The organism is Halorubrum xinjiangense, from assembly GCF_900102375.1.
In the GTDB taxonomy this organism is placed as follows: Archaea; Halobacteriota; Halobacteria; order Halobacteriales; family Haloferacaceae; genus Halorubrum; species Halorubrum xinjiangense.
Genome location: NZ_FNBO01000010.1, coordinates 62,101 through 82,041 on the forward strand (window position 1 = coordinate 62,101; position 19,941 = coordinate 82,041).

Below are 19,941 nucleotides of genomic sequence, written 5' to 3' on the forward strand. Positions count from 1 at the left end.
AATTTAGGGCTGCCTAAACTCTTTTATGGAATTGACGCGACGCGACGCGGCGGCCGCGCTGGCCGCGATCGGCGCGACCGGCGGCGTCGCGCTCGGCGTCCGTCGGACGGCCGACCGGCGGGGCGGCGGACCGGGGGGCGAGCAGGCCGACCCGGCGTGGGACGGCGAGGGGCTCCCCGGCGACGAGGCGGTCCGGACGGCGATGACCGCGGTCGCGGAGGCGGTGTATCCCGGCGCGGTCTCCGGGGTCGACGCGTTCGTCGGGGCGTTCCTCGACGGCCGGCTCGACGGGTCGCCCCACTGCGAGGGGATCCGCGCGGCGGTCGCCGAGGTGGAGTCGGCGGCGCGGTCGTGGTACGACGCGCCGGTCGCCGACCTCCCGCCCGCCGACCGGGACGAGCTGCTCCGAGAACTCGGCGCGGACACGGCCGAAGAGGACCCCGACGGGACGACCGCGGAGCGGGTGCGCTACTACGTCGTGAACGAGCTCCTGCTCGCGCTGTACTCGTCGCCGACCGGCGGCGAACTCGTCGGCATCGAGAACCCGCAGGGGCACGCCGGCGGCGCGGAGAGCTACCAGCGGGGGCCGCGATGAGCGGCGCCGAGAGCGTCGACGGCGAGCGGTCGGCGGCCGACGTTGACGCCGGCGGGGCGGTCGACCGCAGCCCGGTCCCGGACGCGGACGTCTGCGTCGTCGGCGCCGGGCCCGCGGGCGCGCTCGTCGCCGACCGGCTCGCCAGCGACCGCGACGTGGTGGTCCTCGACGCCGGGCCGAGGTTCGACCCGAACAACCGGCTCGCCAGACAGGAGCGGGCGATCCGGCCGTCCTACGACAGACCGGACGTGTGGGGCGTCGGCGGGGCGCGCGACGCCCACGAGAACGCCGGCGACCGCTCGTACCCCCTCAACCACGCCCGCGTGAAGGGCGTCGGGGGGTCGACGCTCCACTGGCAGGGGATGGTGATGCGGCTCCACGAGGACGACTTCGACTCCGCGAGCGAGCGCGGCGTCGGCGCCGACTGGCCCGTCGACTACGCGGACCTGCGCCCCTACTACGCCGAGGCGGAACGCGAGCTGGGCGTCGCGGGCGCGTCGGACAATCCCTACGCGCCGCCGCGCGAGGAGCCCCACCCAATGCCGCCGTTCGAGCCCTCCTACAGCGACTCGCTGTTCGCCGAGGCCTGCGAGTCGCTCGGGATCGACATGCACTCGGTGCCGAACGCGCGCAACTCCGAGCCGTACGAGGGACGGTCGCCCTGCGTCGGCTACGGCACCTGCCAGCCCGTCTGTCCGAGCGGCGCGAAGTACGACGCGACGGTCCACGTCGAGCGCGCCGAGGAGAAGGGTGCGACCGTCATCGACCGCGCGCCGGTCGAGCGGCTGGAACACGACGGCGACGACCGGATGACCGCCGCCGTCTACGCGACGCCGGACGGGGAGCGACACCGACAGGAGGCGGAGGCGTTCGTCGTCGCCGCCGGGGGCGTGGAGACGCCGCGGCTGCTCCTGCTGTCCGCGTCCGACCGCTACCCCGACGGGCTCGCGAACGGGAGCGGCCACGTCGGCGAGTTCTTCATGGACCACCTGTTCGCGGGCGCAGGCGGCACGCTCGACGAGGAGACGAGACAGAACCACGTCGGCTTCTACACCAGCGCCTGCGACCAGTTCTACGACGAGGCGGACGAGGAACAAGCCCCGTTCAAGCTGGAGTTCTTCAACTACGCCGGCCCCTCGCCGGTGGAGATGGCGCTCGCGGGCGACGACTGGGGCGACGCGCTCGTCGACCGCCTGCGGGACGGATACGGCAACCACGTCGCGATGGGCGGGCTCGTCGAGCAGCTCCCGGACGCCGACAGCCGCGTGACGCTCGCCGACGACCGCACCGACGACCGCGGGAACCCGGTGCCGCGGATCGAGTGGAGCGTCGACGACCGCGCGCTCGACACGATCGAGCGCGCCAACGAGATCCAGGTGGCGATCCTCGAAGAGCTCGGCGCCGACGTCGAGTGGATCGCCGGCCCGGACGCCACCGGCCCCGCCTACCACCACATGGGGACGACGCGGATGAGCGACGACCCGGGGGCGGGCGTCGTCGACGCCGACTGCCGGACCCACGACCTGACGAACTGCTGGATCGCCTCCAGCTCCGTCTTCCCCACGAGCGGCGCGATGAACCCCACGCTCACCATCGCCGCGCTCGCGCTTCGCGTCGGCGACGACGTGGCCGACTGGCTCGGCGACGACTCCTGACGGTCTGCTGCCACTATTTTAGGTAAACCTAAAAACTCAAGTGGGTGCGGACGGAGATGCGGGTAATGAGCGACTCAGCGCACGCGACGAACGGCTCGGCGGCCGCAGTCGAGAACGGCACCGAGGCGGCCGCGATGGACGATATCGACGCGACAGCCGAACGCGAGGAGACGGGCGCCACGGGCGAGGCGGACACCGCCGCCGTCGGCGAACCGTACACCTTCGACGACCTCAGCGTCGTGATGGGGACGTACAACGAGGAGGAGGCCATCGCAACGGTCCTCGAGGACATCGACGAGGTCACCGACGGGAAGGCCGAGGTCGTCTGTGTCGACGGCTCCTCGGACCGCACGCCGGAGATCGCCCGCGAACACGGCGCGCGGGTCATCGAGCAGGAGCCGCAGGGGTACGGCGTCGCCGTCCGCGAGGCGGTCTTGACTCCCGATCGCCCCGTGGTCGTCACGACCGACTGCGACGACACCTACCCGATGGAGGCGCTGCCGGAGTTCCTCGCCGAGATCAACGACGGTGCGGATGTGGTGAGCGGCGACCGGCTCTACCACGGCGCGGAGGCGATGCCGGCGTTCAACCGGTTCGGCAACCACGCGTTCGCCGCGCTCGCCTCCCTCCTGATGGGCGAGCGCGTCCACGACACGACCACCGGGATGCGCGCGTACCGCCGCGACGTGGTCGAGGAAATCGGCTGGACCGAGAACACCGGCCTCTCCGCCGAACTCCTGATCCGCCCGCTGATGCGCGGCTACGACGTTCGCGAGCGCCCGATCCGCTACGCCGAGCGCCTCGGCGAGACGAAGCTCGACCCGATCGGCGGCGGCGCCGCCATCGCGAAGTCGATCGTCACCGTCTGCCTCGAAGAGCAACTCCGGCGCTTCTGAGGGCGCTTCGCCCCCAACGAAGTCGTCGGAGGGCGGTCCGGACGTACACTGTGGGCACAGTGGACCGCCGCCGGCGACGTTTTTAAAATCGTGAGCGGCGGCGCCGATTTTTTTTATAAATGAACGAGGCGGTGGCGTCGCCGGCGGCTCTGCCGCCGGCTGCAAGAGGCGCGTCGCGCCTCCCTGCGTGCCTGCGAGGCCGCCCTGCGGCCGAGCCGCGAGGGACCGAAGGTCCCTCTGGAAGCCGGCGCGAAGCGCCGGCGACAGCACGCGCGAGGGAGTCGCGAGCGAAGCGAGCGACGAGGCTGGGGAGGCGCGAGGCGCGGTCGCTGTGCGGGGCGGGACTCAAAGGGGCAGCCGCGAGGTCGCAGTAGGCGACGTAAGTAGCGTGGCGCGACGCGCCACGGAAAGCCGGCGGCGGAGCCGCCGGCGACACCGCAGCGAGCGGAGCGAGCGAGGAGCGCAACGAGCGTACTGCGACCTCGCGGCTGGGGCTTTGGAGCTGTTCGCCGCCGATCTACTGACTGCCATTTATAAGCAAGCGGCTGGGGCTTTGGAGCTGTTCGCCGCCGATCTACTGACTGCCATTTATAAGCAAGCGGCTGGGGCTTTGGAGCTGTTCGCCGCCGATCTACTGACTGCCATTTATAAGCAAGCGGCTGGGGCTTTGGAGCTGTTCGCCGCCGATCTACTGACAGCTATTTATAAGCAATCAACCACTTAATCGCTCGTTTCGGCGTCCGTCTCGAAGGCGACCCACTCGGGGTGGGCGTCGGGCTCGTCGGGGAGGTACGTCCCCCTGGTCCCGCACTCCGAGACGAGCCGGCAGGTCGAGCGCTCGGGCGGCCAGACAGCCTCGACGCGCTCGTCGTCGGCTCCGACCTCGCCGCCCTCGGTCACCCGAACCGTCACCTCCTGTCGGTAGGTGAACGTCGATCCCGCGGGGTCGACGAGCGTCACCGTCACGGCGACCACGTCGCCCTCGGGATCGAACGGGACGGGCTCGGCCGCGTCGGCGTCGCCCGCGGCCGCCGCGTCGGGGAGCCGGACGCCCTCGGGCGTCACCGTCCAGTCGACCGCGAGCGAGTCGCCGAGGTCGCTCACCGCGTAGGAGACGTGGTCCGGACCGCCCGCCGCGCCCCGACGCGGGTCGACGCGGACCTGCGCGCGGGCGACGCGGTCCGGCACGCCGACGGTCGTCTCGGCGTCGATCCGGGCCCCCGACCGCCGGTCGAGCGCCTCCAGTTTCGGCGTGACCCGGGTCTCCGGGCTCGCGGTCCAGACCCCCTGATAGCCGTACCGATACAGCGTCCGGTCGGGGTAGGCGTCGAGCACCGCGAAGTTCTCGACCGGGTCGCGGTCGAGCGCGTACACGACGTCGCCGTCGAGCCCCGGCTCGTTCCGGAGGTACTGGAACGGGTGGTTCTGCCACTCGCCGTACGGCGTGGGGAGGAACACCAGCCCGTCCTCGAACGTCGTCTCGTCGAACGGCGCGTACGCCGCTTCGTGTTTTTCATCGACCGCGGCGTTCCGCTCTATCGGGTCCGCGGCCGCGTCGACGGCGGCGACGCCCCCGCCGGCGACCGCGAGCGCGACGACGACCGCGAGCGCGGCGCCCGCGACCGCCGGCGAGACGCCGCGGGCCACGGCCCGCTCGCGGGCCGCGGACAGCGCCCGAGCGACGGCGGCGACGGCCAGTCCGCCGAAGGCCGACAGCGGGACGAGCAGGTCGAAGTGATAGAACGGACCGAACAGCGACGCGAGCCCGTCGGTCGGGTCCGAGAGGTCGGCGAGCGCGTTGTGCGTCCCCCAGAAGTAGACGTTCCCGACGGCGACCGAGACCGCGACGCCGACGAGGAGCAGCGCCGCCGTCCGCCGGAAGGCGGGCGAGCCGGCGGGGGCGCGATCTCCGGTGAGGGTCCGGTCGGCGACCACCGGCCCGCTCGGGTCGCCGCTCGCGCGCCAGCCCCACAGCGCGACCGCGACGCCGACGAGCGCCATGGCCGTCCCGAGCGGGCCGGCGACGAACCACCGGGTCGCGATCTCCTGTAGCGCGTACCGGTTCGACTCCAGCGCGAGGCCGAGCGTGTAGTCGACCGAGTGGCCGAGGATGCGGCGCTCGCCGAAGCCGGGGCCGTCCATCGGCGCGAACACCTGATAGGGGAACGTGAGCGGCGAGCCGGTCATCCGGACGTTGTACGCGAGGGTCACGCCGACGAACAGGGTACCGAACAGCGCCGTGAGCCCGTGGCGGCGGATCGGGTCGGGGAGCCCGCGGACGCCGCCGACCGAGAGCGCGCGGCGGCCGAGGGACGCGAGCGCGCGCGGCGTCGACCGCCCCGTCTCGGCGCCGAAACGACGGACCGCCGACCCCACCCGCCACAAGGCGTGACAGATGAACGGGGCGGCGAACAGCACCGCGGTGTACGGCCGCGCGAAGAACGCGAGGCCGATCGCGACGCCCGCGACCCCCGCGGCCCGGAGCGACCGGTCCCGGACGCTCCGGAGGTACGCGACCGCGAAGGTCAGGTTGAAAAGTGTCGTCGGCGCGTATGGGAGGAACACCGCGCTCGTCGCGACCGCCATCGGCGACGCGGCGAAGAGGACGGCCGCGGCGAGGCCCGCCCGGCGGCCGAAGGTCAATGACCCGAGCAGGTACACGAGGGCGGCGTTCCCGGCGGCGACCGCCGCCAGCGTGACGCGGGGCTCGCCGAACGCGCCCATCGTGACCGCGAACATCGCCGCCGGGACGGGGTTGTACTTCGGGTAGAGCCGCCCGCCGTCCTCGATGAAGAACCACGGGTGGACGGCGTCGGCGAGCGGGCCGGCGTGGAACTCCAACTGCCCGCCGAGGAGCAGCGCGGCCTGCGTGAGGTAGACCCCCTCGTCGTGGTTCGCGGAGTGGTGCGAGAAGACGGTCGCCGCGATCGCGAACGTCGCGACGCCGGCGGCGACGGCGACCAGCGCGGCGGCGACGCTCACCCGGTCGGCGCGGTCGAGCCGCTCGCGGAGGCGGGCGGCGAGCCGACGAGGGCGAGCGGACGGTGGAAGGAATGACACGGGCGGGTGGGAGTGGTGAAACGAGCGTGGTGCGGAGCGTGGTACGGAGCGCGGCGGCCGATCAGATGTCGACGCCGGCCTCTCGCATGAGGTCGACCGTCGGTTCGAGGTTCGACAGCTCCGTCAGGTCGATGTCCGGGACGTTCAGCTCGTCGATCGTCGGGAGGTCGCCGATCGGCTCGACCTCGGGGATCAGCGGGTACTCGAAGGTGGAGCGCGCGAAGTAGTCCTGCGCCTCCGACGACAGCAGGTGCCGGACGAAGTTCGAGGCGAGGTCGGCGTCGGAGGCGGTGTCGACGACCGCGGCGCCCGCGACGTTGAACACCGCGCCCGCGTCGCCCTCGGTGAACGCGGTCGCGATCGAGGCGTTCGGGTTGCCGTCGAGCACGCGCTGGATGTAGTAGTGGTTCGTGAACGCGGCGTCGATGGTGCCGTCGGCGATCTCCTGACACGTGCGGAACTCGTCGGGGTACGTCACGGCGCCGCGCTCGACCATCGCTTCGAGCCAGTCGCGGGTGGCATCCTCGCCCTCGAGGAGCCGCATCGCGGTGATGAACGCCTGCGCGGAGCCGTACGACGGGGCCCACCCGAGGTCTCCCTCGAACTCCTCGGGGTACGCCATGATGTCGTCCGGGAGGTCCTCCTCGGAGAACTCCTCCGTGTTGTACGGGACCGTCCGGGCGCGCCCGGAGGTGCCGACCCACTGCTCGGTGCGGAACTCCTCGCGGACCTTCTCCGTCACGTCCGAGGGGAGCGCCTGCGTGCGCCCCTCGTCCGCGAGCGCGCCGAGCGACCCCGCGTTGACCGAGTAGAACACGTCCGCGGGCGAGCCCTCGCCCTCGTTGATGATCGCGTTCACGTGGTCGGTCGAGTTGTTGTACCGGACGGTGAGGTCGAGGTCGTCGTACAGGTCGTCGATGTAGCTGACGAGCTCGCCGACGAGGAACTCGCCGCGGCCGGAGTAGACGGTGAGCTCGCCCTCGAGCGCCGGCATCTCGTCCATCGACGTGCCGCCGGGGGCATCCCGGCCCTCGCGACCGGACCCGATCTGGCCCACGGCGTCGCCGTCGGTGCCGTCGCCGCCGTCCTCCCCCTCGTCGTCGCCGGTCCCGGTACAGCCGGCGATCCCCGCGACGCCAACCGCGCCGGCCGCGGCGAGGAACTTCCGTCGTCGAACGTCGCGCCCGTCTCGTCCGTCGGACTCGTGGTTCGTCATGTGTTTTAGGCTTACCTAAATACGTTTAGTCGTGTCGGTTCAGTCGTCCGCGACCGCCGGCGTCCGGCGGATCGCGTCGAGGCAGTCGAGCCAGTCGCGCATGTACTCGCCGCAGTGGTTGAGGAACGCGCCGTTGTTCCACTCGTCGAAGTCCCCCTCGGCGAGCGCGTCGGCCATCTCGTCGAAGACCGCCGCGTACGAGTCGGCGTCGTCGCCCGCATTGTCTATCACCTCCCAGACGTGCTCGTTCAGCTCCAATCCCGCCACCTCGTTCGCGAGGTCGTCGAACGTCGAGCGCGGGGCCTTGTTGTGTTCACAGAGCGGGCCGCCGTTGTAGATCCGCTTGCCCAGCACGTCGCAGGCGCGCTTCAAGAACAGGCCCGACCAGATGTCGTCGAAGCGGCCGACGTCCCACTCGTTGTCGTCCATCGGCAGCTGGTAGAACGCCGGGATCACCTCGCGGCGGAACGCGAGATTCATCGAGCAGACGGTGAGGTAGTTGCCGCGCTCGGCGACGAAGTCGCCCTCGAAGTCGTCGGCGGCCGTCCGCGTCTGCGCCTGGCCCTCTAAGTCGCCGTCCATCAAGATTCGGACCGCGTCGAGGTCGGGGACGTTCGTCCACAGCCCCTGCGAGGCGACGACCTCGCCGGCCTCGACCTCGGCGGTGCCCGTCTCTACCGTCTCGTCCATCGCCGAGTACGGGTAGCCGCGCGGGTATAACCCGTGGTCGTCGGCGTTCTGATAGAGGACGTTCACCCAGTTCTCGTCGGAGCTGACGGATTCGATCGAACCGCCGAACGCGAGGTTTGCCATGTGACGGCCGAAGTAGTCGGCGTCGTCGTGCGGGAGCGTGTCGTCGTCGATGAAGACGCCGTAGTCGAACGACTCGTCGGCCCACATGTACAGCAGGCCGAAGCTCGTCTCGGCGTGGCTCGCCGCCGGGACGACGTGGCCGTACTCGGCGACGTCGTTGGCCGCGTACCACTCCTCGCGGCGGGTGCCGTCGAACACCTCGCCGGAGACGCCGAGGTCGTCGAGCATGGCGCGCATCTCGTCGACCTCACAGAAGTCCTCGGTGACTAAGAGGAAGTGGAGCCGCGAGACGTCGAAGCCGTGGTCGCGGGCGTTCTCGACGTACGCGCGGACGCACTCGTACTCCCGTATCGTCGGGACGATCACGCAGGTGTCCGGACCGTCGCGGTCGGAGGCGGTCGGATTCATACGCGATCGTTTTTAGGCTAACCTAAAAGCTTAGCGGTCCGGCGCGGGCCGAGTCGGGCCCGCGTCCGGTTCCCGCTCGGAGTCGTCGGGCGCCCCCGTCACCGAGAGGTCGAACGCGGCCGCGACGAGGCCGCCGCCCGCGAGCGTGACGGCGTTTTTCAGCGCGTGGTCGAGCGCCGCCGCGGCGAGCGCGGTCACGGCCGGTATCGGCGTCGCCGCGACGACGATACCGGTGAACGCGGCCTCGTACAACCCGATCCCGCCCTGCGAGAGCGGCAACACCTTCGCGAGGTTCCCGGCCGAGACGGCGAGGGTACCGACGACGAGCAGCGTCGCGGGGGCGACGCTCCCGCCGAACCCGCCGACGAGCGCCGCGAGGATAAGGACCGCCGTGACGACGTCCGCCCCCCACACGACGCCGCTCGCGAGCGACACCCGAACGAGCGCGCCCGCGTCCGCGGCGACAATGCGGACCGCGGCGCCGAACCGGACCGCGGCGTCGACGACCCGCGAGAGCCGGGGGCCGTCGAACCGGTCGCGGAGCGCGGCCCCGAAGCGGCGGTCGCTCCGGGCGACCGCGACGACGGCCGCGGAGAACAGCGCGGCCGCGAGGGCTGTCCCGGCGGCGGCCGCGACCGCCCGCTCCGATCCGCTCGGGGCCACCGTCCGGCCGTCGAGGAGGAGGACCGCGAGCGCGGCGCCCCCGAGGACGCCGAGCGCGACCAGGTCGAAGGCGCGCTCGACCGCAAGCGACGCGACGCCGGTGGGGTACGGCACCTCGCGGCGGTCGTTCAGCAGGTACGCGCGCACTCCGTCTCCCGCCCGCGCGGGGACGATCAGGTTCGCGGTCTGGCTCGCGAACACGGTCGCCGTGAGGAACGCCGTGCGACACCGGTGGCCCATCGGCGCGAGCAGGTCGCCGTACCGGCGGCCGCGGACCGGCCACGAGGCGAGGTAGACGGTGAGCGCCGCGAGGAGAAGCGCCGGGTCCGCGGTGACGGCGGCCGCGACGACGGCCCCGACGTCGAGAGTGCGGGCCAGCACCGCGCCGCCGACGGCGAGGATCAAGAGGGTTCCGGCGATCGTCAGCATCCCCCGAGGGAGTCGCTCACGGAGGCGGAACAAACGTTCGCGGAGCCGAGCAGCGGCGACGCGCGGGTTCATCTATTCGTTTAGGTCGGCCTAAAGGGTAAAACGCTGGCGGTTCGGGGAGCCGAGCGGCGGCGAGGCGGCCCGACCTAACACGTTTGTTCATGGATGTCGAAATACTATCCATGAACGTGAGCGAGGCGGAGGCCGACCCCGCGGACGGCGGCGTTCGGATGTGGCTCGTCGAGCGCACCTACTCCGACGACGAGCAAAACATGGTGATCCTCACGTACGCGACGCCGGACGGCGAGCGCTACTTCCGGAAGGAGCGCGCGCTCACCTCCTTCACCGACGTGCGCGACACCACGGCCGCCGTCGACGCGCCGCCGGCGAACGTCGGGACCGTCGACGACCCCGACGACCGCGAGCGCTACGCCGCCGAGGCGACGCGGATGGCGAACGCGCACGACCCCGACGACGTGATCTGAGCCGCGCCCCGACGTAAGCGGCGTGAGCTGTGCCACGCTCCGACCTGTGCTACGCCGCGCCCCGAGGTGAACTGCGCCGCGCGAGTCGTGAGAGGCCCGTCACCGGAGCGAGCCCGCAAGCGGCCCACACACCCTTTTTACCGCGCGGTCCCAACCCTCGCTCGATGCGCGCAACCCTCGAAACGCTCGGTATCGCCCTCCTCGTCGGCGCCGCGCAAGCCGCGCTCGGCGTCGTCGGCCTCGCGGGGCTGTTCGCGCTGTCGACTCCCGTCTCCGTCGCCCCGTGGACGCTCGTCACGAGCGTGTACGCGCACGGCTCCGTCGGCCACCTGCTGGCGAACGCCCTCGCGCTGCTGCTCGTCGGCCCCCTCGTGGAGCGCCGGACGACACGCCCGCGATTCCACGCGTTCGTGGTCGCGACCGGCGCCCTCGCCGGCGTCGCGCAGGTGACGCTCGGGGGCCTGCTCGGCCCCTCGCCCGCCGTGTTGGGGATCAGCGGCGCCGTCTTCGCGCTCGGCGGCTACCTGCTCGCCGGCAACGTCGTGAGCGCGACGCTGTTCGACCGGCTTCGGCTCTCCCAGCGTGCCCAACTGCTCCTGTTCGGCCTCGTCGCGGTCGTCCTCACCGCGACGACCGCGGCCCCCGGCGTCGCGCTGATCGCCCACGCGACCGGCGCGTTCTGCGGGCTCCTCGCGGGGCGTGCCGGCCTTCTCGACGCGCGGTAAGCGGGGCACAACATCTCAGTGCGCGGGGCGCGACCCCGCGGTACGCGGAACAAACGGAGTGTCAGCCGCGAGACGGAGCAACGGCGCCGCGGCTAGGGGGGTCGAAAAACGAAAGGGTGAAAGAGAAACGCCCTAGCGCTCAGTCTTCGAGAACGATCTCGATGCTGACGTCGTTCGGCACTTGGACGCGCATCAGCTGGCGGAGCGCGCGTTCGTCGGCGTCGATGTCGATCAGACGCTTGTGGACGCGCATCTCCCAGTGCTCCCACGTCGCCGTCCCCTCACCGTCCGGGGACTTGCGCGACGGGATCTCGAGCGTCTTCGTCGGCAGCGGAATCGGGCCCGACAGGGCGACCCCCGTCGAGTCCGCGATCTCGCGGACGTCGTCGCAGATGTCGTCGAGGTCCTCGGGGCTCGTGCCGGCGAGGCGGACGCGTGCCTGCTGCATCGATTATCGCTCGTTGACTTCCAGCACCTTGCCGGCCGCGATGGTCTGACCCATGTCGCGGATGGCGAAGCTGCCGAGCTCCGGAATGTCGCCGGACGGCTCGATGCTGAGCGGCTTCTGCGGGCGCACGGTGACGACCGCGGCGTCGCCGGACTTGATGAAGTCCGGGTTCTCCTCGGCGACCTCACCGGACGAGGGGTCGATCTTCTGGTCGATCGACTCGATCGTACAGGCGACCTGCGCCGTGTGGGCGTGGAAGACCGGGGTGTAGCCGGCCGTGATGACCGACGGGTGCTGCATGACGACGACCTGCGCCTTGAACGTCTCGGCGACGCTCGGCGGGTCGTCGGCCGGGCCACAGACGTCGCCGCGGCGGATGTCGTCCTTGCCGATGCCGCGGACGTTGAATCCGACGTTGTCACCGGGCTCGGCCTTGGGCACCTCTTCGTGGTGCATCTCGACCGTCTTCACCTCGCCGCCCACGTCGGACGGCTGGAAGGAGACGTTGTCGCCGGTGTTTAAGATCCCGGTCTCGACGCGTCCCACGGGGACGGTCCCGATGCCGGAGATGGTGTAGACGTCCTGGATGGGGAGTCGGAGCGGCGCGTCCGTCGGCGGCTCGGACTCCGGCAGGTCGTTGAGCGACTCCAGCAGCGTGGGGCCGTCGTACCACGACGTGTTCTCGGACGCCTCGGCGACGTTGTCGCCCTCGAACGCGGAGATCGGCACGAAGGTCGTGTCGTCGGTCGCGAAGCGGACCTGGTTGAGCAGGTTCTTGACCTCCTCGATGACCTCGTTGTAGGTGGACTCCTGGTAGTCGACCAGGTCCATCTTGTTGACGCCGATGATGAGCTCGTTGATGCCCAGCGTGCGGGCCAGGAACACGTGCTCGCGGGTCTGGGGCGCGACGCCGTCGTCGGCCGCGACGACGAGCACCGCGTTGTCGGCCTGCGAGGCGCCCGTGATCATGTTCTTCACGAAGTCACGGTGGCCCGGACAGTCGACGATGGTGAAGTAGTAGTTGTCCGTGTCGAACTCCTGGTGGGCGATGTCGATCGTGACGCCGCGCTCGCGCTCCTCGGCGAGGTTGTCCATCACGTAGGCGAACTCGAAGCCGCCCTTGCCCTTCTCTTCGGCTTCCTCGCGGTGCTGCTCGATTACGTGCTCGGGGACGCTCCCCGTCTCGAAGAGGAGGCGACCCACGAGCGTGCTCTTGCCGTGGTCGACGTGGCCGATAATGGCCAGGTTCTGGTGCGGTTTGTCACTCATGGGGTAATCACGCGCTAAGGCGCTCTGTGAGTAAGTTTCGGTAGATTCCACTAAAACGGTTTCGATACGGCCCACAGAGTATCGCGCCGCCGTCCGGCGATTCTCGACAACGCGGGGCACGGCAGAACGACACACGCCCGGTCTCCGGCGACGGCGTCGCCGGGCGAACCGTCCGACTCCGGCCGGGCGAACCGACCGACTCCGGCCGAGCGAACCGCTCTACTCCAGCCGGCCGACGTCGCCGAGGACCGCGCTCGCGGTCTCGGGGCCGCCCGCGCCGCGGCCGGAGATGTTGAGCCGGCCGGCGTGAGAGGTCTCGATCTGGACGATGTTCTGCGTGCCGGAGACGGCGAGCGTCCCGTTCTCCGGGACGAGCCGCGGCGCCACCCGGACCGTCTCGCCGGTCGCCTCGCCGATCAGCCGCACCGTCCGACCGTCCTCGGCCGCGAGCCGGAGCGCGGAGCCGGGCACGTCGCGGATCCCGGAGACGTCGGCGTCGTCGAGCGTGAACTCCCGGGCGTCCGCGGGGTCGTCGGCCGCGCCGAAGGAGAGCACGTTCGCGAGGATGACGCACTTCAGCGCCGCGTCGGTGCCGTCCACGTCGAAGGAGGGATCCGCCTCGGCGACGCCGAGGTCCTGCGCCTCCGCGAGCACGTGGTCGTAGTCGAGCCCCTCGGCGGCCATCCGCGTCAGGATGAAGTTCGCCGTCCCGTTGAGCACGCCCCGGACCGCAGTGACGTGGCCGGGTTCGATGTCCTCGACGGTCGACACCGCGGGGATCGCGCCGCCCACCGTCGCCTCGTACCGGATCTCGCCGTCGCTGTCGTCGACGGCCGCCCGGAGGTCCCCGAACCGCTCCGCGACGGGCCCCTTGTTCGCGAGGACGGCGTGGCGGTCGCGCTCCAGCGCGCGAGTCACGTGCGAGAAGCCCGGCTCGGCGTCGCCGAGCGTCGTCGGCGTCGCCTCGACGAGGACGTCGTAGTCGGCCGCGAGCGCGTCTTCCGGGTCGTCGTCGCCGACGATCCCGCGTTCCGCCTTCCGCGCCACGACAGCGTCGGGGTCGACGCCAGCGGGGCTGTTCGCACCGCCTCGGGTCCCGTCCGGGCCGCTCCCGTCGGCGACGGTCGCCGTCGAGGAGTCCGCGACCGCGACGATCTCGTGGCCGTACTCGCTCGCCAGTTCGACGACGGAGCGCCCGACCGCGCCCGCGCCGATGACGGCGAGTCTCACGCCTCCACCCCCGTGAGCGGCTCGACGACGCGGAGCTCCTTCTCCGCGGCCAGGTCGCGGACCGCCGCGAGCGCCGCGTCCGTCTCGCCCGCGCGCGCCTCGAGCCGAAGCCGCGCGCTCGACACCTCCTCGGTGCCCTGCGGGGCCGCGAGCGACACGTCGGCGACCGACGCCGACTCGCAGGCCTCGATCCGCGAGAGCGTGTCGGAGAGGTCGGTGTCGATGAGGTGGCCGAAGAGGAGGAGGGTCACCTCCTCCGCGTACCGCTCCGTGCCCGCCTGCATCACGTTCACGCCCTCGCTGCGGAGCGCCTCGACTATCTCCTCGAACCGATCCGGGGTCGCCTCGAAGTCGACCTCCACCGGGATCCGCCCGCGGGGCGTCTTGTTCCCGCGCTCGTGGTAGATCGACAGGAGGTTCCCGCCGTTGTCCGCGATCGGATGGAGCGCCGCAAGCAGCTGCCCCGGCTCGTCGACCAGCTCCAGCCGCACCGTGTGCGTCGAGGGAGCCGCGGCCGCGTGGCCGCCGTCCGGGGACGGGTCGGCGTCCGCACCCGCGCTTCCGTCGGCCGAATCGGCCGCGTCCTCGGCGTCGAGCGCGGCCTCCGGCGTCCCGTCGCGACGGTCGCTCACGCCGCCACCCCCGGCGCGCGGGGGGCGCCCCGGTCGGTGGCGCGCGTTCGTAGACACGTTCCTGTTCCCGGCGTGGAGCGGTCGCTCGGTGGCTCCGTCGCGGTGCGCCGGGGGGGAGTCGTGCCCGTCTGCATACCAGAACGGAGTCGGACGATCCGGTATAAGCCTTCGGCGCTGGCAGGCGTTGCCTCGCTCTCGCGTCTGCCAACGCGGCACACGGTCCGAGACGGGTCCCCGCCGATCGAGCGGAAACCGGGCGACTCCGCGGAGGCGGTGTGCGCGGAACCCCCGCAGAGTTTTGTGTCGGGCGGGTGTCGAGTCGATGTGAACTCCCTCCACGGCGTTTGGCGACAGTCGCAGCGCCACCGCTCGTCCGGAACCGCCCTCCGCCGCCCCGAAGCGAGGTAGCGATGGGGGACGACGGACTCTCGATCGATGGGCCGAAGACGAGACGCGGCGCGGTCCTCATGCTGCTGATCGGCCTCGCGGCGACCGGGTACGGCGCGTACGACTACACCCAGCAGTCGAACGCCGTCGCGGACGCTGTCGAGGTCGACGCCGAGATAACCGAGCTCGGCGTGGAGTCGACCTCGTCCGGCAGCAGCACGGCTGTCGACTACCGCCCGGTCGTGCGGTTCGCCTACGAGTACGAGGGGACCGAGTACGAGAGTACGAACGTCTTCCCCGCGGCGATCGAGCCGACCTACGACACCGAGTCGGCGGCCCGGTCGGCGATCGAGGGGTACGCCGTCGGCGAGTCGGCGACCGCGTACGTCGACCCGGCGGACCCGGACGCGGCGTTCCTGAGGTCCCAGACGTCGAACGCGCCGCTCGTCGCGGTGGCGGTCGGAGTGGGCTTCGTCCTCGTCGGCGGGCGGTCGGCGATCCGGTAGCCTCGCCGCTGTCGGGGCGAACGCGCGGAAAGTACCGAGAGAGACCGCAGAAGACCGAAACCGCCGAGAGCCGCGAACCGCGACCGCGCCGTCGACTTAGAAGTAGTCGATCTGGAATAATCTTACACAAGTTTTATTCAACAGACTTGTGACAGTCGAAGTACGATGGCAGACTCAGAGGAAGACGTTCGTGTCAATCTCGTAGTTAGTAAAGGCCAGAAAGAGAGATGGGATAGCGCAAAAGAAAATTCGCCAGAATACAGTAGCCTTTCCGACCTAATCCGCCAGTCAGTCGCGCATGAGCTTTCCCAACCGCCGGGCGCGGCCTCACGCACAGCAAAGGGCCGCGAGACGACACAGCCGGCGGAGACAGAAGCTCAAACGGAGGCAATAGAGCAGATAACGAAGACACTCAGTCGGATGGAAACAACCCTATCAGACTTAGACAGCCGTCTCACGAACGTTGAACAAGAAGTCACGGCTACCGCGCGCGCGGAACTAAAGAACGAGGTATTTGATGCGCTACCTGAGTACGAGTCAGAAGATAGTCCGGACGGAAAATCAGCAGATCAAATAGCGGAGGAAATCAACTCAGAGAGAGATAGGGTTTCAGATGTTCTCACACGACTAGAGGAACAAACAGGGGCCATTAGAGTGACTGCTAGCGAGGAAGGGCAGCAATTCTACGCCCGTGAGGGTGGGCAATGATGGACTTTGACGAGATTTTAGAACGGTTCAAAAACCGCCGTAGCAGAATCTCTAGTGAGACAACAGCAAACATCTACTTACGAGAGATCCGCAATTGGCGGCAATGGCTAACGGAGGAACGGGATAAGGGACTCTGGAACGCGGAGACGGTTGACCTCCGTGTTCGGATGGAGAGTATGACAGACGCGGGCAAAGCCCCTTCAACAATCACTAAACAGGTGTCTGCCGTTTCGAAGTTCTACCAAGATTGTGAAAAGATGGCAAAGAAGTACGACATGCCGGATGTACAAGAAAACCCATACGGAGGGCTAGATAGCGAGGATAAGCAATTACTCAGAGGAGATACAAAAAAGAAAGAAGCGATGAAAGAGAGTGGTGGAGACGAGTACCCATACTTGGAACCAGACAAGATTTCACAGCTTGTTGATAACGTCCCATCGCCCCGGCTACGTAACGAGTTGATTATCAAGTTACTCTATAATTGTGGGTTTCGGCGCGGAGAACTAGCCAAAACAAAGATAGAACACATTGACAGAGAAGACAGATCTATTTTCATCCCTCCTCGAAAATCGCCAGAGTCGCGTACTGTCGCTTACAAGGAGGATTATCTTGGCTTTCAGCTTGATCAATGGCTCGATTACGGTGGTCGTGATAGTATGACCTACGCTGAAGAGTCAGAATACCTCTTTCCGACAAACAACAGCGAACACATCTCTGGTGTCGCAATGAACCGGATGGTCAGGAAAGCCGCTAAAAATGCCGGTCTTCAGGAAGTGATTGATGAGTACGTTGATGGTCGCGAGATACACAAAGTGACGGCTCACACGTTACGTCACTCATTCGCAATGCGAGCAATCAACTCAGGCATTGACATCAAGACGCTTCAGACTCTATTAGGACATGAAGAACTTGATACTACTCTTATCTACTTGGACCAAGCAAAAGACGAAGCTAAGGAAAATTCAAGAGCTTTTCAGCCACTAGGGTAGGTGTAATAACGCGATCTTGCTCTGCCGCCACCGCACCGACCGGCGGCTAAAACGGAGTCTGAGCTAATCCCCAGAGATGTCTAATCCCCAGAGAGAAATCCCAACAACCCCGACAACAAACCCAGTTAGTATTGTGGGAAATCGAAACTGGTTTGGGGAAACTTCATCATTGGTAACATATTCCTCACACGCGGGAGGTGATTCACTTGGCGGGTTTAATTCCATACACTCCCTAGACTCACTAATTAACACAGTAGGCATCAACAGCCCAGCTATCAACAACACACTACCAACAGCAACCAGTACCGCCGCTCGGTCCATACAACGACCTGATAGGTTAACTATAAATTAGTACCGACAAGAATAGGATTCCCTTTCAGGGTCAAACGCGATAACGGGGGCAGGCAGACGGCACCGCCGACCGCAACCGCACCGCAGACTGATTGCGGAAAGTTAGAAGCCCCGCCCCTTATCGAGTAAGTCCGTTCAGGGGCGTTCTCCTAACACAAACTCCCAGTTTCCGCCCGGATTTCCGCAGACACAGGGATAGAATAGCCAAAGCCGGTTTGCTCTGCCGCCGCAGTACAGACAATTAGGTAATGAAGGATTAAATTTGAACATGTTGATACCAAAACATCATAAACACCGACACAGATAGAGATTATATGGTTGAGATTGGCCCTGTTGATGTACCAAGTTGGACTATTCTTGGCATAGTCTTTGGCGGTGTTCCTTTTTATCTCATATACAATGGCGAACTGCCAGCAAACTACCTGTTATTTGGGAGTAACATACCATTACAAGATGGTGCCCTTCTGGTGGCGATGATAGCTGTTGTCTTTGGGATTTTTTATCAAATACAAAATAACACTTGAAGAGTGGTAAAGGATCAAATCAAGATCGTCTAGGTCTGCGACGGCGACCAACCGCAACGCAAACGGTCGCCCCAACCACACAATTTGGATTTTATATATCCTCTACTTATTGAGATGTTTCAATACTATATTCTACAGACACTACGTCATTGCTGAAGTTTGTTGGTGGGGTGGCCTCACCTCTATTCGAATTGTCAAGTATTAGTCTGTAGGTCCCAGATGGAATCTCACCCTGAACGTCGTCTCCCGTGCTGTCCGTCGCACTCAGTTCGGGATAGTATTCAGACCTCTCACCCTCATCAAAGTATTGATATTCTGACTCATCTAATAATATAACATCAATTGCGGGGCCATCTCGAACAATAAAGTCGTATTCAATGTAACCAGTTTGGCTAAACTCAAGGGGTATGTGTCGCCATTGATCCTCTTCTAGATTTCTCGTGTCTGAGATAGACCGGAGTTGTTCGCTTCGGTCAGGGTCATTTGGATAATCATCTTCACTATCAGGCACACCATCGTCATCAGAGTCTTGTACTTGATCAATTGGACTATCCCCGTCGCTACCACCTCCTCCACCTCCAGTACATCCAGCAAGTCCAGCTACGATGGCAGCAGATGCTCCTTTTATCAGCTTCCGTCGTCCTTGCTTGTGACTCATGGTAGAGAATGGTTATAGTCAATCCGTTTTACATTATGGGTTGATTACTTATTTGCCGCTTATGTGTCGCTGCCTGTGTTCACTTGGGATCAATATCTCAACATTGTCAAGCGTGTTATGCCACTCTACACCACTCTTGTGGTGGACTTCCTTCCCGTCCAATTCGGACAGATCATCAACCTTCAACGTCGCCATCAGTCGGTGAACCGTCACGGTATCAGCTTTGCCCGGCCCGGCTTCACACTTCCATTGTTCGTAACCGTCTGTCTGTAATCCGAACTGCGCTACCTCAGTCTTCTCTATGTCGAACTTGTCTAGCCATTTGCTAATTGTACTTGGACAGCAACCGCAAATACTCGCTATCTCTGCTTGAGTACGGTCTTTCTCTATGTACTGCGCTTCAAGCCACTCTGCGTTTCTATACTGCCTACTAGTCGTGTTCTGAGTAGAACTCATCTAGAAATTGTTTGATAACGTTACCATCGAAGGGGGGACGGAAGCCGCTGTCAAGCGGCAGTCTCCCCCCTGAGATGGGTTTCATCCATCGGCTGCGCGAGCTTTCCGGCTACTTCCTAAAGGCTCTTAGACGCCTAACACGGGCGCAATCAGTCGGGTTGTGTTCCCCTTCCGATTACGTGTCCCTCCCGTGGCGGCCTACCACCGAAAGCTGTACGCGAGAGCCGTACCCTGTGGATACCGGCCCATGACCTCAAACGGATGTACTACTCAGCCGGAACCCGCCGACTGTCGTTACCGCACGATCCTACTCGATAAGGGCGGGGCGTTCCCACCTGTTCAACTGTTTCCTAGACGTCGACGTCCGGCGCGCGTTCCATTAGGAGAGATAGAATCTCGCCGTATGGGACCTCGGTGGTTCCAGTCATCTGGTAGCCGGCTTCATCTAGTCGTTGCTTTTCGTTCTGACTAACGCGGATCGTCGTTCCTCGTGCCATGATTGATTTCAGGAAAGGACGGCTACGGTCGTACCCAGTCGTCCACTACAATGAAAGGTAAAGGGTTTATATACCGTGGGGGGTGAGACCCCCCGTTTCAGCTTGAAAGGAGTCTGTAGCTAACCGTCCACTACAATGAAAGGACATCGGTTTATATAGGGTGGGGTGGAGCCGGAGGTAGAGAGTCTAAAACGTCAGAATATCGCATTTCACTTTCCCGCAACATTTGCTGGTTTTGAGGCGGCTTACGGATTTTCACATTAATACAGCGTAGAGAATAGACTAGAGTAGTTCTAGACCTAATAAATCGTTCTCTCGCCCGCACCGTTCTCGCGGCTAAG

General features: G+C 66.3%; 21 protein-coding genes. 10 read left to right on the top strand and 11 right to left on the bottom strand.

Annotation, left to right across the window (positions count from 1 at the left end; translation table 11 throughout):
- Positions 1 to 25 precede the first annotated feature (25 nt).
- From F3H13_RS11765 to F3H13_RS11780, 4 genes are all read left to right on the top strand, one after another.
- Positions 26 to 595: a gluconate 2-dehydrogenase subunit 3 family protein gene (locus tag F3H13_RS11765; RefSeq protein ID WP_149799220.1), complete on the top strand. Its 570-nt coding sequence runs from the start codon at positions 26 to 28 to the stop codon at positions 593 to 595.
- Entirely contained in the window at positions 592 to 2,250 is a 1,659-nt protein-coding gene (locus F3H13_RS11770; RefSeq protein ID WP_149799221.1) for a GMC family oxidoreductase, read from the top strand. The genes F3H13_RS11765 and F3H13_RS11770 overlap by 4 nt, the downstream gene beginning before the upstream one ends.
- A gap of 242 nt (positions 2,251 to 2,492) precedes the next feature.
- Positions 2,493 to 3,146 carry a dolichyl-phosphate hexose transferase gene (locus tag F3H13_RS11775; protein WP_223174418.1) on the top strand — a complete coding sequence of 218 codons (654 nt, stop codon included), beginning with the start codon at positions 2,493 to 2,495 and terminating at the stop codon, positions 3,144 to 3,146.
- A gap of 496 nt (positions 3,147 to 3,642) precedes the next feature.
- A complete protein-coding gene (locus tag F3H13_RS11780; protein WP_223174416.1) occupies positions 3,643 to 3,870 on the top strand; it encodes a hypothetical protein in 228 nt (75 codons plus the stop codon).
- Here F3H13_RS11780 and F3H13_RS11785 read toward each other — a convergent pair.
- The 4 genes from F3H13_RS11785 to F3H13_RS11800 all read right to left on the bottom strand — a co-directional run bounded on the left by F3H13_RS11785 (position 3,867) and on the right by F3H13_RS11800 (position 9,807).
- The gene (locus F3H13_RS11785; RefSeq protein ID WP_149799223.1) at positions 3,867 to 6,206 is read right to left on the bottom strand and encodes a DUF7846 domain-containing protein; all 2,340 of its coding nucleotides are present in this window, start codon (positions 6,204 to 6,206) and stop codon (positions 3,867 to 3,869) included. The two genes, F3H13_RS11780 and F3H13_RS11785, sit on opposite strands and share 4 nt — an antisense overlap.
- A gap of 61 nt (positions 6,207 to 6,267) precedes the next feature.
- Positions 6,268 to 7,422, bottom strand: a complete 1,155-nt coding sequence (locus F3H13_RS11790; RefSeq protein WP_149799224.1) for an extracellular solute-binding protein — start codon at positions 7,420 to 7,422, stop codon at positions 6,268 to 6,270.
- Positions 7,423 to 7,461: 39 nt separating this feature from the next.
- Positions 7,462 to 8,643 (bottom strand): alpha-1 4-glucan-protein synthase, encoded by a 1,182-nt coding sequence (locus F3H13_RS11795; RefSeq protein ID WP_149799225.1) that lies wholly within the window; start codon positions 8,641 to 8,643, stop codon positions 7,462 to 7,464.
- Positions 8,644 to 8,673: 30 nt separating this feature from the next.
- Positions 8,674 to 9,807: a lysylphosphatidylglycerol synthase transmembrane domain-containing protein gene (locus tag F3H13_RS11800; protein WP_149799226.1), complete on the bottom strand. Its 1,134-nt coding sequence runs from the start codon at positions 9,805 to 9,807 to the stop codon at positions 8,674 to 8,676.
- 110 nt (positions 9,808 to 9,917) lie between these two features.
- Between F3H13_RS11800 and F3H13_RS11805 the strand changes: the two genes are divergently transcribed.
- Positions 9,918 to 10,220, top strand: coding sequence for a hypothetical protein (locus F3H13_RS11805; protein WP_149799227.1), 303 nt, complete (start codon positions 9,918 to 9,920; stop codon positions 10,218 to 10,220).
- 164 nt (positions 10,221 to 10,384) lie between these two features.
- Entirely contained in the window at positions 10,385 to 10,945 is a 561-nt protein-coding gene (locus F3H13_RS11810; protein ID WP_149799228.1) for a rhomboid family intramembrane serine protease, read from the top strand.
- A gap of 139 nt (positions 10,946 to 11,084) precedes the next feature.
- On the opposite strand, the gene rpsJ is transcribed toward F3H13_RS11810, so the two are convergent.
- The 4 genes from rpsJ to F3H13_RS11830 form a co-directional block, all read right to left on the bottom strand.
- Entirely contained in the window at positions 11,085 to 11,393 is a 309-nt protein-coding gene (rpsJ, locus tag F3H13_RS11815) for a 30S ribosomal protein S10 (protein WP_004048854.1), read from the bottom strand.
- 3 nt (positions 11,394 to 11,396) lie between these two features.
- On the bottom strand, positions 11,397 to 12,662 hold the full coding sequence (gene tuf, locus F3H13_RS11820; protein WP_149799229.1) for a translation elongation factor EF-1 subunit alpha: 1,266 nt from the start codon (positions 12,660 to 12,662) through the stop codon (positions 11,397 to 11,399).
- 219 nt (positions 12,663 to 12,881) lie between these two features.
- Positions 12,882 to 13,892 (bottom strand): homoserine dehydrogenase, encoded by a 1,011-nt coding sequence (locus F3H13_RS11825; protein ID WP_149799230.1) that lies wholly within the window; start codon positions 13,890 to 13,892, stop codon positions 12,882 to 12,884.
- The gene (locus tag F3H13_RS11830) at positions 13,889 to 14,524 is read right to left on the bottom strand and encodes an amino acid-binding protein (protein WP_149799231.1); all 636 of its coding nucleotides are present in this window, start codon (positions 14,522 to 14,524) and stop codon (positions 13,889 to 13,891) included. Before F3H13_RS11830 ends, F3H13_RS11825 begins: the two co-directional genes overlap by 4 nt.
- Before the next feature lie 410 nt (positions 14,525 to 14,934).
- Between F3H13_RS11830 and F3H13_RS11835 the strand changes: the two genes are divergently transcribed.
- From F3H13_RS11835 to F3H13_RS11845, 3 genes are all read left to right on the top strand, one after another.
- A complete protein-coding gene (locus F3H13_RS11835; protein ID WP_149799232.1) occupies positions 14,935 to 15,417 on the top strand; it encodes a DUF3592 domain-containing protein in 483 nt (160 codons plus the stop codon).
- A 165-nt stretch (positions 15,418 to 15,582) separates the two neighbouring features.
- Positions 15,583 to 16,125: a hypothetical protein gene (locus F3H13_RS11840; protein WP_149799233.1), complete on the top strand. Its 543-nt coding sequence runs from the start codon at positions 15,583 to 15,585 to the stop codon at positions 16,123 to 16,125.
- Complete coding sequence (locus F3H13_RS11845; RefSeq protein WP_149799234.1) at positions 16,122 to 17,114, top strand: tyrosine-type recombinase/integrase; 993 nt, start codon at positions 16,122 to 16,124, stop codon at positions 17,112 to 17,114. The genes F3H13_RS11840 and F3H13_RS11845 overlap by 4 nt, the downstream gene beginning before the upstream one ends.
- Positions 17,115 to 17,177: 63 nt before the next feature.
- Here the strand turns inward: F3H13_RS11845 and F3H13_RS11850 are convergent, their stop codons facing one another.
- Positions 17,178 to 17,435, bottom strand: a complete 258-nt coding sequence (locus F3H13_RS11850; protein ID WP_149799235.1) for a hypothetical protein — start codon at positions 17,433 to 17,435, stop codon at positions 17,178 to 17,180.
- 344 nt (positions 17,436 to 17,779) lie between these two features.
- On the opposite strand from F3H13_RS11850, the gene F3H13_RS11855 reads away from it, so the two are divergent.
- Positions 17,780 to 17,989, top strand: a complete 210-nt coding sequence (locus F3H13_RS11855; RefSeq protein WP_149799236.1) for a hypothetical protein — start codon at positions 17,780 to 17,782, stop codon at positions 17,987 to 17,989.
- 106 nt (positions 17,990 to 18,095) lie between these two features.
- Here F3H13_RS11855 and F3H13_RS11860 read toward each other — a convergent pair whose 3' ends face one another.
- Positions 18,096 to 18,647: a hypothetical protein gene (locus tag F3H13_RS11860; protein WP_149799237.1), complete on the bottom strand. Its 552-nt coding sequence runs from the start codon at positions 18,645 to 18,647 to the stop codon at positions 18,096 to 18,098.
- A 48-nt stretch (positions 18,648 to 18,695) separates the two neighbouring features.
- Positions 18,696 to 19,103, bottom strand: coding sequence for a helix-turn-helix domain-containing protein (locus tag F3H13_RS11865; protein WP_149799238.1), 408 nt, complete (start codon positions 19,101 to 19,103; stop codon positions 18,696 to 18,698).
- Positions 19,104 to 19,941 lie beyond the last annotated feature (838 nt).